Origin of the sequence: Zobellia nedashkovskayae (assembly GCF_015330125.1) — a bacterium.
GTDB lineage: Bacteria > Bacteroidota > Bacteroidia > Flavobacteriales > Flavobacteriaceae > Zobellia > Zobellia nedashkovskayae.
This window is the reverse complement of sequence record NZ_JADDXR010000002.1, coordinates 3,117,173-3,131,488: the sequence shown is the minus strand read 5'-3', so window position 1 is coordinate 3,131,488 and position 14,316 is coordinate 3,117,173. Positions and strand designations below refer to the sequence as shown.

The following is a 14,316-nucleotide window of genomic DNA, read 5'->3' as shown; positions in this document are numbered from 1 at the left end:
CTCCTAAATATTAGGACATGACAGATATGGAAATTACAAATTTGCAAATCAAATCATAAGGACTACAGCGGGTTATATTGGTTTGTTGAGTTTATGTATAGTTAGATTTTAAAGAAAGTTAAACCAAATGAAGAAATCACTCCTCGATTTTGAAAAATGAAAGAAATTAATTACACTTGACTTCTAACTTTTATAGAATTATACAGCATGTAAGCATAGTTTACATTACGAATAAAAGCCCTAGCTTTCGATTTAATAAATATCAAATTAGTTTTAATAAATAATAGAACTGCATGTTATTGTCAAAAAGACTTATCCCCACTTACGGTCTTATTATTATATTCCTGCTTTCTGGTTTCTCCCTTAACGCCCAAGACTCTTCCATTCCCCTCAATGCATCTATTGTTCATACGGATACACTCGCAGTTCGTCCTAATGTACATAACATAGATTCCTTAAAATCAGCCATTGCTTCAGGCCTAATTAAAGGTGACACCCTAAAATCTGTTTGGACGTTGTTAAAACTTATGGATGCTTATAGTCACCAAGCACAGTATGCTAAAGCTTATGAGACTGTTTGGTCTGCTTTAACCTTAGTAGACTCTTCTGATAAAAAAGTAATAAAATCTCATATTTATCGAAGATTAGGGGCTATGTACAGTTATAATAAAAGAAAGGAAGAAGCTCTTAAATATTTACAGATGTCACTAGACATCATGAAAGAACAGGTAGAAAAAGGAACAATGCCAAAAGCCTCATTGGCTCATAGTTACTATACTTTTAGCTACACCTATAGGGGGTTGGATGAGCCGGAAATGGCAAAAAAATACTTGGATAGTTGTTATATATATTATGGCGATGTACCTGACAAAATTGCTTTACCTTATTTAAAATTTGAAGAATCCTATGTTTTAAGGGAGGAGCAAAAATATGAGGAAGCCATGCAAACACTTGCTGAAATAGAACCATGGTTTCAAAACAATACACCCTCCTATTTAGTACTTGTATACGCATATTGGGCGGTTATCTACAAGAGACTTGGTAATGTTGACAAAACCATAGAATATTATAAAAAAGCTCTTATAATTTCAGATAAATACCAGAGTCATATAGATTTTACTCCCTTCATTTATGAAAAACTTTCGGATAACTATAGACAAAATGGAAATTATAAAGAAGCTTACCAATGCTTGAATAAGGCAAGAACCTTAAACGCAAAATTTTTTGATGGGAGAAGCCAAAATAATATTCCTCTCATGGAGATTAAAAACGAATACCGTTTAGAAAAGGAGCGCCAGCAAGAAGTGATACGCCAGCAACGTATGGAAAAGTTAGAGCAACAAGATAAAATCTTGCTGCTACAGCGAATTATCTTGGGGACTAGCCTCATATTCGTGGTTATAATAGGTTTTGTCTACGTAAAGCACATTCGGTCTAAACACAGGGCTGAAAAACTTTTGATGCAAAAGACAAAAGCGCTCGAAATGGAACAGGCAAATGAACTTCTCGAGACCAAAAACAAAGAGCTAGCTGCCTCAACACTTCAGTTGGTTGAAAAAGATGAGTTTTTAAAAAGGTTAAAAACTGAATTACGAGGCGAAGATGGCACGGTAAAGGTCTCAGAAATTAATAGGGTTTTAAAGTCCATTTCTGTTGGTAACGCCAATAACTGGGAGGAGTTTAAACTTCGGTTTACAGATGTAAATAAGAACTTCTACGAAAAACTAAATAATACATATCCTAACCTAAGCCAAACAGATCAAAAAATTTGTGCTTTAATCAAACTAAACCTTAGCAGTAAGGACATGGCCCGCCTATTAGGTATTTCAACTAAATCTGTGCATACCACGCGACATCGTCTCCGTAAGAAAATGGAGCTACAGCGAAGTGACAACCTTGAGGAACTAATCTCTGCGTTATAACCTCTTCCGTAAGGCTTTAACTACCTGATATAGGGGCACTACCCACTTTATTTCATTACACTAAAATTTTATCCTATCACATTAAAAATAGCCGTTCCGAAAGGTTATTTTTACCGCTTGTATTTTTACAACATAAAGACAATTATATGAAATTTAAAATCTCAATATTGATTTTAATAGGGCTACAATTTCTAACTTCGGACCTAAGCGGGCAGACGCTAACACGAGAAGAAGTTCGAGATACCATGCAACTAATTCCCAGATTTTCTATTCACAACGATAATTATTTCGCTACCGGAGTTCCTACCAATAAAAGTATAAACAGTTCTACTGCCGATGCCAAGTACCAAATTAGCTTTAAACAAATTATAAGCCGTAACACTTTACCTTGGGATACATACGCATTCCTAACTTACAGCCAAAAATCTTTCTGGGATATCTATAAAGATTCATATCCTTTTGATGAAATTAACTTTAATCCAACTATAGGTGTTGAAAAAGCCTTTTATGATTCTGAAGATAGAATAAATGGGTGGGGCTCATTAGTATTTGAGCATGAATCCAATGGCCGCGACAGTATCTATTCTAGGAGTTGGAACCGCATAAGCGCTCAGTACTCTAGACTTTTAGGCCCCAAGACTATGCTACATGTTAGAGGCTGGATACCTTTTGGTTATAAATCTGGTAATCCAGACCTAATTGATTATGTAGGTTTAGGAGAAATAAAACTGTCACACGATATTATTGCAGACAAGCTTTTATTTGAAGTTAAGGTCAGAAAGGGGTTAAGTAATGATGCCAAAGGTATGATACGAACTAGGTTACATTATAGTCCATTTAAATATCCCTCTAACCAATATTTTATGATTGAGTGGTTTGCCGGGCATGCGGAAAACCTTATTGATTACGAAGAATACAAAAGTATGATCAGATTAGGATATGTTATAAAAAGTAATGAATTTAATATCTTAAAACGAAAGAGAAAGCAATTTTAACCTTTGACTTTTTACATAAAAAAAGCCCCTTTTCAGGGGCTTTTTCATTACACTATTATTTTACTATCTAACGTCTTCTAACGTTTTAATGGTCTTTAAATCATCCATTAACCAATCGCGTTGTTTTCTAATTACAGAAGCCGCCTCTAATGGCAAATGTGTATCTGCCAATACTTCATTATATTCCTCTATAGCAGCGTTATCTCCGCGTATAGCTTCTTCTAACATGGCTTCATCATTATCTCCGGCAAAGAAGGTCTTAACGTCCATCCATGCTCTGTGCATAGCTCCGGTGACACTACCATCTACTTCATCCCGCGTTTTTAAATCTGGGACCGCTGCTTTAAGTGAAACCAGGAAATTTCTGCGTTCAATAGATTTGGTTTGAAAGTAACTCTTTAACCCAATCTCTGTAGCATTTTCCGTTGCTTTTTGATACCCCTTTATGGCGTCTTCGTTCTTTTGTATAATGTCATTTATACTGTCTTCAATCTCTTTTATATCGCTATTCATATCATTTTTATTTTGCGGTAACTTAAATGCCTACCGTTTGACATATATTAAAATTAATACTAAATATTGTTTCCGATTGATTCGAAAAAAATTCATTTGAACGCTATTCAATTAGCTTCTTTAAGCAACGCTTTTAACGTTGTTCAATTTAACAATACAGATATAATCTTCATTCTGAAGCGTGCATTCGCCCAATCTTCTCATTTGGGCTTCCGTAGCTATATAATCAAAAAAGTCATCATATATTAAACCTCCCGTCTTACTCAAATCAGTAATATTAGAAAAAAGTGTTTCTTGTGTAATCTTAGAAATAATGGTGTACTTATAATTAAAATCGTTCATGTTGCTTTATTTAAATTAGACATCACCTGCTTTATTACAGGTACTAACTAGTTCAATTTTGGGTACTTAAATACCACTTACTTTCATAAGGATTAACTACAATCCTAATGGCACTAAACAGAATAGTTGGTATCTAGGTTTGAATACATTTTCAATATGGAATCCAATCCTTATGAAGTAAGGACCATTGCCCTCTCTGAATTCTGTTTATTATTATAATCTGATATCAAAAATAAAGTGGAGTAAGAATGTTGTTGAACTTTTTCAGTTGAAAAATGACCTCGATAAATAGCAAAAAAAGCATCCTGAATTTTATTTCAGAATGCTTTTTTTAATGGTTTACCTAAATTATATGGGTTATGAACGCATAACATCTTCCAACATAAAGTCTTCTATGGGGCGGCCGTGCTGTTTATGTAGAACTGAAATATCTCCCGTAGTTTCAAAAATTACTGCTTTTACCTCAGATAATTCAGTAACATTAGCTTCACGTAATTTCGCCCTCAAATCTGATTTTGCCACTCTACCCTTTCTTAAATTTTCTTCCAAAATAGTTTCTCCATCCATTAGTAATAATGGTTTATTATCCATCAAATCTTTAACTGTATCGTTTCTTCTAGCCAAGGCAGCTCCCATTTGTAAAAGATACACTACCACAATGCCAACAATTCCGTCTGCAAGACTTACTGTTTTAGACAAAATTGTTGTAGCCAAAATGGAACCTACAGCAACTGTCATGGCAAAATCAAAACTGGACATTTTTGAAAAACTACGTTTACCACAAATGCGCGTCATGACTATTACCGTAATATAAATCCCTACTGCGGTTAGGCAGATGGCAAATAATGCATCCCAAGAAAATACGAACCACTTTTCCATAAAACTATAATTACTAATACCCATTCTAACACTTATTCTAGAATGGCAGGTTGAAAATTTAAATTGATATCAAATCTTAATTAAGATCACAATTAATCATCCAATTGATGCCGTAGCGATCTGTGAAACGACCAAATAGAGCATTCCATTCACGTTCCCGTAATTCATGGTGTATACGACCTCCTGAAGATAGTTTCTCATATAGTTCCTTAGCTTCGTTCTTATCGTTCAGGTCTATACTCAAATGAATTTTTGTGCCTTCTGTTAATGGTGTATCCGGCGCTGCATCATAGGCCATAAAATGTACACCCTTACCTTTTAGCTCCGCATGTTGTAAACGATTGCGATAAGATGCAGGTACATCTATTTTCTTATCTGCGTATGTTTGTCTGTTCTTAATTTCTGCGCCTAACGAATCTGCGTAAAAGTTCAGTGCTTCTTGACAATTTCCGTCAAAGGCTAAATATGCTTGTGTTTTCATGATATTGAATATTAGAATTTATACTAAAATACTAGCAGAACCCTTTTGCGATCGATTACATCGATAATAACTTTAACACAAACGCAAAATGTACGTGTTCCCTAGTATCTAAAATAGAAAAGGGCATTCGCAACACTTTGGAACACCCTTTCAAAACTAAATACGTTCTGTGCTATCCGCCTATTACTTCACCACCGTTAATGTGTAATATTTGCCCTGTCATATAGGTGCTATCTTCAGATGCTAGATACACATAGGCCGGTGCAACTTCAGAGGGTTGTCCGCACCTTCCCAAAGGCGTATCTTCTCCAAAATCTTCTATATTATCCATAGTTGAAGGAATTAAAGGGGTCCATATAGGACCTGGAGCAACACCGTTTACCAAAATCTTTTTGGGTGCCAATTGAGACGATAAGGCTCGTGTAAAAGAAGTAATTGCCCCTTTAGTAGAAGAATAATCTACTAACTCCTTATGCCCTCTGTAACCTGTTATTGATGTAGTATTTATAATTCTGGAGCCTTCCTTTAAATGTGGAAATACCTGTTGGGTAAGGTAAATCATGGCAAGAATATTAGTATTAAAAGTTTCCTTTAGCTGTTCAATAGAAATATCTGTAAAGTCTTTTTGAGTGTATTGAGTAGCTGCATTATTTACCAGAATATCTATACTACCATAAGTATTCATTACCTGCTCTACCAGATGATTACAAAAATCATAATCTTTAAGATCTCCCGCCAAGTTTAGACATTGTGACCCCTCGTTTTCTACCATGCGTTTTGTTTCTTCTGCATCTTCGGTTTCATTTAAATAGACAATAGCTACCTTGGCTCCTTCTCTGGCATAGTGTACAGCCACTGCACGTCCTATTCCACTATCCCCTCCAGTGATCACCGCTATTTTGCCTTTTAACTTATTACTCCCTCTGTAGGTAGCTTTAATAGTTTCTGGCTGAGTTTTCATATTGGCCTGAAGACCCGGTCTATCTAAATTTTCTTTTCCTTTTTCAATTGTTGCTGTTTCTGACATAGTTAAATATTTTAAAGTTACTAAGTTTCGCAGAAGGAAGATTAAATCCTGATAATCAAATGAATATTTCTAATATCCCTCCTATAATACCACTAAATTATAAAGGCAAGTAGGGATAGAATAACTCAGTTCCTCTAAAAATTGACGCAAATAAATAGACTCGTGCAACCTTGAAATATCACTGGTTTTATTTTAATGCAAATTTGTAATTGCACTAATAAAGATTTTTTTACAGCCAAAACATTTTTAAACAGTCCAATAATTTTAAGGTATCATAATAATACATTAATAGTTATGGAATGTTTAGAACAACTTCTGAAAGTAATTGTAATTAGTGAATTACGTTACGTAGAAGGTGCCATTAATACGAAGGCCCCGTTAATGCGAATATTCATGGAACAATGCGCTATTGAACGCTCAAATTTTATTTTAAACGTTTGGCATGTAGCACTAAAACAAAATCAGAAAACAACATTATCTGATTTGTACAATTGGCACAACCAACTTTATGGTAAGGATTATTTACATATGCAGATTGGTTTAAACCTGAACATAGATGTATTAGATAGAAAAGCCCTAGAAATTTGCCGATTTATGTTGCAAATGAATCTACCGGATGAGCTTACTGCAATCCTTACGGAGCAGTCTATTAAAATAGAAACCAGCTTATTAGCTCTTGTTCAGATTAGGTCGCTTAGTGAAAACTAAGGGTCAAATATGGCTTTCTTGCCAAGTATATTGTTAAAGATAACTACATCTTATTAAAATTATTCCCCAAATATTATTTACTAATAAATGAACTCTATATGGAATCTAAGAAAACATCTAAAAAAGAAATTACCTCCAAAGACAAACAACTTCAAAATTATGAGGTAGACTATCAGAAAAAGCCCTTAACTACAAGACAAGGACTCAAAGTAAACGATACCAACAACTCTTTAAAGTCCGGTGAACGTGGCGCCACTTTGTTAGAAGATTTTCTACTACGAGAAAAAATACACAATTTTGACCATGAGCGTATTCCAGAGCGAATAGTTCATGCTCGGGGAAGTGGAGCCCATGGCTATTTTGAGCTTTATGAGAGCATTGAAGAATATTCCAAGGCAGGTATATTCACAGATACCTCCCGTAAAACTCCTGTGTTTGTCCGTTTCTCTACCGTTGCAGGATCTAAGGGGTCCACAGATTTGGCACGAGATGTTAGGGGTTTTGCCGTAAAGTTTTATACCGATGAAGGAACATGGGATTTAGTAGGTAACAACATGCCCATATTCTTCATACAAGATGCCATGAAATTTCCAGACCTTATACATTCGGTAAAGCCTGAACCACATCAAGAAATACCTCAAGCAGCATCGGCCCATGACACGTTTTATGATTTTGTTTCCCTTACACCAGAAACGTTACATAATCATATTTGGGTAATGAGCGACCGTGCCATACCTCGTAGCTTCCGTATGATGGAAGGTTTTGGGATTCATACTTTTCGTCTTATAAACAAGGAAGGAAAGGCACATTTTGTAAAGTTTCACTGGAAACCTAAATTAGGAGTGCACTCCGTAACTTGGGATGAAGCAGTTAAAATTAGTGGTGCTGATTCCGATTTTCATCGTAGAGATTTATGGAACGCCATTGAAGCTGGACACTTTCCGGAATGGGAACTCGGTCTACAAATCGTACCCGAAGAAGACGAACATAAATACGATTTTGACCTTTTAGATCCCACTAAGCTTATTCCAGAAGAAATGGTACCCGTAAAAATAATAGGGAAAATGGTTCTGAATCGGAATCCTGAAAATTTCTTTGCAGAAACGGAGCAAGTGGCCTTTATGCCTGGTAGTATTGTACCGGGAATAGACTTCACGAACGATCCTTTATTACAGGGTAGATTGTTCTCTTATCGCGATACACAGCTTTCCCGCCTTGGATCGCACAATTTTCATCAAATACCAATAAATAGACCCGTTGCAGAAGCTCAAAACAACCAACGAGACGGGCATATGCAGACAGAAATCCCAAAAGGAAGAACTGCTTATTTCCCCAATTCCATAGGTGGCGGCTGCCCCTATCTTTCCACCGTTGCCGAAGGAGGATTTGAGTCATATCAAGAACGTATAGATGCAAAAAAAATAAGAACGAGAAGCGAAAGTTTTAATGACCATTTTTCTCAGCCAGCTCTATTTTACAGGAGTCTTTCAGATTGGGAAAAAGAACATATAATAAATGCTTATTCCTTTGAGCTGGGTAAATGCGAAATTAAACCTATTAAAGAAAGAATGTTGTACCTCATTGCTCAAATAGACGAAAACCTTGCAAATAAGGTAGCCAAGAACATAGGATTAAAAGTACCATCATCAGTTCAAGAACCCATTAATCAAGCAATTGGTGCAGATGCAAATGTGGAAGAGCAACAACCGGGAGAGAAAAAAATATATTTGGAGAAGTCACCCAAACTGAGTCAAGCAAATATGCATTTCAACACTATAGAAACACGTCAAATTGCGATATTGGTGGCTAATGGTTTCCACATGCCCGATGTAATGAAAATGACCGATGCCCTAGAAAAGAAGGGAGCTGTCATTAAATTGGTAGCACCCCATGGAGGCACTATTATTTGTGACGATAATATGGAACATAAAGTAGATGCCGCCATCATGACCACAGAAAGCGTACTCTTTGATGCCGTATTTATTCCAGGAGGGAAAAAATCCATAGATGCACTAGTATCACAATCTAAATTTATAAAGTTCGTAAACGAAGCTTATAAACATTGCAAAGCAATAGCCGTTGCCAATGAAGGAAAAGAGCTATTGAATAAAAGTGAAATACAAGATTTTGATAATGATGAAGCCCTATTTATTAATGGTACGCCAGAAGATTTTATTGCAGCCATAGCAAAACACCGTAATTGGAACAGAAGAGAGAAAGCGGAAAAAATACCCGCTTAAAATTAATACTTAAAAGATATAAATTATGAATAATCAATATGCAAAACACGAGACGGATTATATTAAAAGTTATGAAAACTTAGGGTATACAGATTCCTATAGGTTTATCAATAACCAATTACGGAGTACAAAAACAGATACGAATTATACCCCCAAAGAGATAACTATTGTTAAAGAGCATAGGTATGAAGGAATGAGTAATCCCTCTGACATGTCCTTGCTCTATGTTATTGAAACGGCTGATGGTGGTAAAGGAACTCTACTTACAGGGTACGGTCCTAGTGCCAACACAGAACTGTATGAGTTTTTAGATAAAATTCCGGAAGGGAATATTAAGAATGAAAACGTGTTACCTCCAGACGCTGAGTAATAAACAATAATAATTTTATTAATTAATCCCGACAAATTCTTTTGTCGGGATTATTTCTTTTTAGATTTAATTCCATTAGCTATTCGCGAGAAAATGTCCAAGATTTTATTTTAATAGGTGCTTTAGCCAGAAATGCATCAAACTCATCTTCATCCTTAAATTTAATTTCCGATAGCAAACGGGATTCCAAGGATAAGTCAAAGGAACTCTCTTTAAAAGGCCAAGGTTTTACAATTAGATTTCCTTTAGCAGATTCATATATAAAATACTTTTTGTTGTCTATAGATGTATTTATCTCTAGTTCCCTACCCAACTGCGGTACTTGGTCTTGACATAAAATAAGAGATAATCTATCAGCAAAAATCATAATTTTATAGAGTTCCGCGATCTTATCAGGCTTTACTTTGTACCGCTCGCAAACCGTCGCTCTAAAACTTTTTAAATCATTTAAGAAAATATTAAATTCAGCATGATCCTTAGCGGTGTCTTCATACAAAAATTGAAGGTGGTGGGACAGAATTAAAGCAGACCAACTAGATTTTTTATTCACCTTTTCAAAAACCGCTTTAGCATGCTCAAACGATTTGGCTATTGGGGTGGTGTTTATGGCAAAATCCATTGGCATTCCTATTTTAGAAATACTCTTTTTAGCTTTATGCGATATCTGTTCATCATCATGCTCAATTATAGCAGTCATAGTTTCTAACCAATGATCAACAAAGAGTTTATGTCTTATTTTATCAGCTATTTTACCAGCCAACAGGCCATGTGCCGGATGTGATATTACCTCCACTCCATCGTGTAAAAAATTTATAAGCATAACAAAATAGATTATAGGTTTATTGTTAAAAGTGTGTATTGCTCTATAAAAATAATACCTCACGTAGAACGCTATTAATGTCATCCCTATTTAGTTTAATCCAAATGCATTAGCAGGGTAATGAATGGTTTTGTTTGAGCTAAAATTTGAACCAATAGCGAACTTCCTATTTTCATAGGCTACATAATTTTATAAAAAAAACGATGAATATCTCAACAACCCCCAAAACATTGAAACCTGAAAAAAGTATAATGAAAACCTATCTCAAACAATTGAATAAGCAGATTACAGAGTTACGAAAGACTTTTGAAAGTAACTTCCCAAAATATCCCTCAAGGAAATTTGAAGCTGTTCGTGAATTCAATATCAAACTCGTTAAAACCAAATTGAAATTGAACAGTATTCCAATATCAGAAACCACAGAGAAATCAAAAATACAAAAGCGTTTAAATCGCATATCAAATGAAATTCAAAAACTAAATAAGGTGAATCAAAATCTTATAGACTGAATATTATAGTAATTACCTTCAGCTTCCTCTATTATAGCATGATTGATTACCAGAACAGTACAAAATCGTGTGCGAACACAAAGCAAGCTACGGTGCTTTTCTAAGATTAGAATTTTTCCTATATTTGACATACAAATAATTCGACTATAACAAATTAAGACTGGTTAAATTGAAGTCGATTACTACACTATAAACTACTTTATTGAAAACGATTAAAGATATTGCCGAAGAAGCCAAGGTTTCTACAGGTACAGTAGACAGGGTAATTCATAAGCGTCCTGGAGTATCTCCTAAGACTAGGGAAAAAGTTCAGAAATTACTAGATAAGTACGATTTTGAAAGAAATATACTTGCCAGCACTTTGGCTTTCAAAAAGAAGTATAGAATTGCTACGCTAATACCATCGGTCATATCTAAAAATCACTTTTGGCATGGACCACATTTAGGGATGAAATCGGCCGCTAAGGAAATACAAAAATATGGTGTGGAAACACACAAGTTTTTCTTTGATCAATACGATTTAAAATCGTACGAACAGGCGCTAGATAAAATTCTAGATTTGAAACCCAACGGAATTGTTTTCGCCCCCTTCTTTTACAATACTTCATTGGCATTCGTAGAGAAATTAAAAGAAAAGGAAATACCCTGTGTGTTTATAAATATTGATTTAGATACTCCCGATAAACTGACTTACATTGGTCAAAATGCACTACAAAGTGGTTACTTGTGTGGCAAAATGATAAACCTGATTACCAAACCCGAAGAATCTGTAGCCATATTGACCTCGCAAAAAAATGTGGGTAGGCATTTGGCAATAGAGACTAGAATGAAGGGATTTTTAGATTACTTTTCCGACCATAACAGTGATAAGCAGATTAAAAAAATAATCATTGACGATTTTGATACGGAAATGATTGAAAAAGCACTTACCAAAGAATTGGAAAGCAATAAACAGATTTCCGGTATTTTCGTGCCGTCTAGTGCTATTTTCATGATTGCTAAATTTCTTGAAAGCAGAGGTCTCAACAATATACGCGCTATTGGTTATGACACCCATATAGATAATCTTGAATATATTAGAAAAGGATCTATTGATTTTGCCATAGATCAAAACCCTTTTGAGCAAGGGTATATGGGACTTAAAATACTCACAGAGTATCTACTTCTAAACAAAACGCCAAAACCTAAATACAATTCAGCCATAAATATAGTTACCAAAGAAAATGTAGACTATTTTGATGTTGCCGACACTATTGAGTACGCCGTTTAGCTTAGATTACCGAGAAGCATTTTACGTACAGACCAACCAATGAAAAAACTACTGCTATTACTTCTTGTCTTTGCTGTATGTACAGCCAATGCGCAACAATCTGTTGCCAGACAGTGGAATGAAGTATTGCTAGATGCCATACGTTCTGATTTTGCCAGGCCTACTGTGCATGCTCGTAATTTATACCACAGTTCCGTAGTAATGTACGATGCTTGGGCCCTATTTGACGATACTGCGCAAACGGTCTTTCTTGGGCAAACATATGGTAATTACGATTGTAATTTTAATGGCATTTTACAACCTGAAAATATTAACACTGCTCGCCATGAAATCATGAGCTATGCCCTATATAGGTTATTGATACACCGTTTTTCTACTTCTCCAGGGGCGACTGAAACTTTAGAAAATATACAAGACTTATTCCTTTCCTTTGGATACGACCCATTATTTGCATCTATTGATTATAGCTCAGGTTCTTATGCCGCTTTAGGAAATTATTTAGGCAATGAGATGATTGCTTTTGGTAACCAAGATGGTTCCAATGAAGATTTAGAATATGGCAACCAGCTTTACAGACCTAGCAACCCTCCTCTAGTTTTATCAGAATATCAAGATATTACGGATATAGACCCAAACCATTGGCAGCCGCTATCATTTGACCTTTTTATAGATCAGTCTGGGAATTCAGTTCCCGTGGCCATACCAGATTTCCTAAGTCCTGAATGGGGTTCTGTTGTTCCTTTTGCTTTAGATGAAACGAACCTACAGATTAAAAATAACGGTTTTGATTCTCATTTGTATTTTGACACGCAAGAACCGCCTCTAATAGAAAATTCTATGACCGATGGGCTTAGCGACCCGTATAAATGGAATTTCACTTTGGTGGCTGCATGGTCAGCTCATTTAGACCCAGAAGACCCTACGGAAATAGATATATCACCAGCTGCTTTGGGTAATGTTGATATAGAAACCTACCCTACTTCATTTGAAGCGTACAAAACTTTCTACAATCTTATAGATGGAGGAGACACTGGTAAAGGTTGGGACCTCAACCCCTACACAGACCAGCCATACGAGCCTCAACTTGTAAAACGTTCGGACTATACAAGAGTCCTTGCGGAGTTCTGGGCAGATGGCCCCGATTCTGAAACTCCGCCCGGACATTGGTTTACCATCTTAAATTATGTGAGCGACCATCCTTTGGTTGAGAAAAAAATTAAAGGAGAAGGTTCTATTATAACTAATTTGGAATGGGACGTAAAATCGTATTTAGCCCTTGGTGGAGCCATGCATGACGCGGCTATTTCCACTTGGGGCATTAAAGGTTATTTTGATTATGTCAGACCTATTTCTGCCATCAGGTATATGGCAGGCAAAGGGCAAAGTAGCAACTCTGAATTACCAAGTTTTGACCCAAACGGTATCCCTCTCATCCCTGATTTAATTGAACTTGTTGATGAAACCGACCCATTAGCGGGACCCATGGGAGAATTTGTGGGAGAAATTAAGATTAAGGCTTGGAGAGGTCCAGACTTTATAAATGACCCAGAAAATGACGTTGCTGGTGTCGGGTGGATATTAGGAACGCACTGGTGGCCCTATCAACGTGGTACTTTCGTCACCCCTCCTTTTGCAGGTTATATTTCTGGTCATTCCACGTTTTCTAGGGCTGCCGCAGAAGTTATGACACTATTGACCGGAGATGCTTTTTTTCCTGGAGGGATGGGAACTTTTGACATCAAAGCAAATGAATTTTTGGTATTTGAAGATGGCCCTTCCGAAGACTTAACCCTACAATGGGCTACCTATAGAGATGCTTCTGACCAAACTAGTCTTTCAAGAATTTGGGGAGGAATTCATCCTCCTATAGATGACATTCCAGGACGACTAATGGGCGATAAAATAGGAAAACAAGCTTTCGCTAAAGCAGAGCGCCTTTTTGGTGTTAAAACATCTTCCGAAGGCGGTGACGATAACGCTGTTCTGTTTCCTATACCTTTTCAACAAGAAATGAACCTAGCTACTGATCTCACGGGAGAATGTACTGTACAGCTTTATAGTTTAAACGGTGAATTAGCTTTTTCTGAAAAAATAAATTTCAACGAAAAATCAAAAATAGAAACCCCTACCCTTTCTTCAGGGATGTATATTTTAACTATAAAAAATAGCGATGGAACTACTGTCCACCGTCAAAAAGTAATCAGGCAATAAGTATTGACACTTATTCTTTCATCAATTCT

Annotated in this window: 14 protein-coding genes; 8 read left to right on the top strand and 6 right to left on the bottom strand. The window is 36.0% G+C overall.

Translation table 11 applies throughout. The annotated features are described in order from the left end of the window. Window positions 1-299 precede the first annotated feature (299 nt). Together IWB64_RS13085 and IWB64_RS13080 are read left to right on the top strand one after the other, a co-directional pair. Window positions 300-1,922 carry a tetratricopeptide repeat protein gene (locus IWB64_RS13085; RefSeq protein ID WP_194534421.1) on the top strand — a complete coding sequence of 541 codons (1,623 nt, stop codon included), beginning with the start codon at window positions 300-302 and terminating at the stop codon, window positions 1,920-1,922. A gap of 146 nt (window positions 1,923-2,068) precedes the next feature. Then, window positions 2,069-2,917, top strand: a complete 849-nt coding sequence (locus IWB64_RS13080; RefSeq protein ID WP_194534420.1) for a phospholipase A — start codon at window positions 2,069-2,071, stop codon at window positions 2,915-2,917. A 63-nt stretch (window positions 2,918-2,980) separates the two neighbouring features. Here IWB64_RS13080 and IWB64_RS13075 read toward each other — a convergent pair whose 3' ends face one another. The 5 genes from IWB64_RS13075 to IWB64_RS13055 form a co-directional block, all read right to left on the bottom strand. Further along, on the bottom strand, window positions 2,981-3,430 hold the full coding sequence (locus IWB64_RS13075; RefSeq protein WP_194534419.1) for a ferritin-like domain-containing protein: 450 nt from the start codon (window positions 3,428-3,430) through the stop codon (window positions 2,981-2,983). Window positions 3,431-3,550: 120 nt separating this feature from the next. Beyond that, window positions 3,551-3,772 carry a hypothetical protein gene (locus IWB64_RS13070; protein ID WP_194534418.1) on the bottom strand — a complete coding sequence of 74 codons (222 nt, stop codon included), beginning with the start codon at window positions 3,770-3,772 and terminating at the stop codon, window positions 3,551-3,553. Window positions 3,773-4,129: 357 nt separating this feature from the next. After that, on the bottom strand, window positions 4,130-4,651 hold the full coding sequence (locus IWB64_RS13065) for a DUF421 domain-containing protein (RefSeq protein WP_194534417.1): 522 nt from the start codon (window positions 4,649-4,651) through the stop codon (window positions 4,130-4,132). Between the two features lie 76 nt (window positions 4,652-4,727). Then, window positions 4,728-5,132, bottom strand: a complete 405-nt coding sequence (locus IWB64_RS13060; protein WP_194534416.1) for a VOC family protein — start codon at window positions 5,130-5,132, stop codon at window positions 4,728-4,730. A 172-nt stretch (window positions 5,133-5,304) separates the two neighbouring features. Continuing rightward, window positions 5,305-6,159 (bottom strand): SDR family oxidoreductase, encoded by an 855-nt coding sequence (locus IWB64_RS13055; RefSeq protein WP_194534415.1) that lies wholly within the window; start codon window positions 6,157-6,159, stop codon window positions 5,305-5,307. A 294-nt stretch (window positions 6,160-6,453) separates the two neighbouring features. Between IWB64_RS13055 and IWB64_RS13050 the strand changes: the two genes are divergently transcribed. The 3 genes from IWB64_RS13050 to IWB64_RS13040 all read left to right on the top strand — a co-directional run bounded on the left by IWB64_RS13050 (window position 6,454) and on the right by IWB64_RS13040 (window position 9,477). Next, window positions 6,454-6,867 carry a hypothetical protein gene (locus IWB64_RS13050; protein ID WP_194534414.1) on the top strand — a complete coding sequence of 138 codons (414 nt, stop codon included), beginning with the start codon at window positions 6,454-6,456 and terminating at the stop codon, window positions 6,865-6,867. Between the two features lie 98 nt (window positions 6,868-6,965). Beyond that, the gene (locus tag IWB64_RS13045; RefSeq protein WP_194534413.1) at window positions 6,966-9,107 is read left to right on the top strand and encodes a catalase; all 2,142 of its coding nucleotides are present in this window, start codon (window positions 6,966-6,968) and stop codon (window positions 9,105-9,107) included. A 25-nt stretch (window positions 9,108-9,132) separates the two neighbouring features. Continuing rightward, window positions 9,133-9,477: a hypothetical protein gene (locus IWB64_RS13040; RefSeq protein WP_194534412.1), complete on the top strand. Its 345-nt coding sequence runs from the start codon at window positions 9,133-9,135 to the stop codon at window positions 9,475-9,477. Between the two features lie 79 nt (window positions 9,478-9,556). Here IWB64_RS13040 and IWB64_RS13035 read toward each other — a convergent pair whose 3' ends face one another. Next, the gene (locus IWB64_RS13035; RefSeq protein WP_194534411.1) at window positions 9,557-10,297 is read right to left on the bottom strand and encodes a DUF3891 family protein; all 741 of its coding nucleotides are present in this window, start codon (window positions 10,295-10,297) and stop codon (window positions 9,557-9,559) included. A 251-nt stretch (window positions 10,298-10,548) separates the two neighbouring features. Between IWB64_RS13035 and IWB64_RS13030 the strand changes: the two genes are divergently transcribed. The 3 genes from IWB64_RS13030 (at window position 10,549) to IWB64_RS13020 (ending at window position 14,287) form a co-directional block, all read left to right on the top strand. Then, window positions 10,549-10,806 carry a hypothetical protein gene (locus IWB64_RS13030; RefSeq protein WP_194534410.1) on the top strand — a complete coding sequence of 86 codons (258 nt, stop codon included), beginning with the start codon at window positions 10,549-10,551 and terminating at the stop codon, window positions 10,804-10,806. Between the two features lie 202 nt (window positions 10,807-11,008). Then, window positions 11,009-12,076, top strand: coding sequence for a substrate-binding domain-containing protein (locus IWB64_RS13025; RefSeq protein WP_194534409.1), 1,068 nt, complete (start codon window positions 11,009-11,011; stop codon window positions 12,074-12,076). A gap of 39 nt (window positions 12,077-12,115) precedes the next feature. After that, window positions 12,116-14,287 (top strand): vanadium-dependent haloperoxidase, encoded by a 2,172-nt coding sequence (locus IWB64_RS13020; protein WP_194534408.1) that lies wholly within the window; start codon window positions 12,116-12,118, stop codon window positions 14,285-14,287. Window positions 14,288-14,316: the final 29 nt, after the last annotated feature.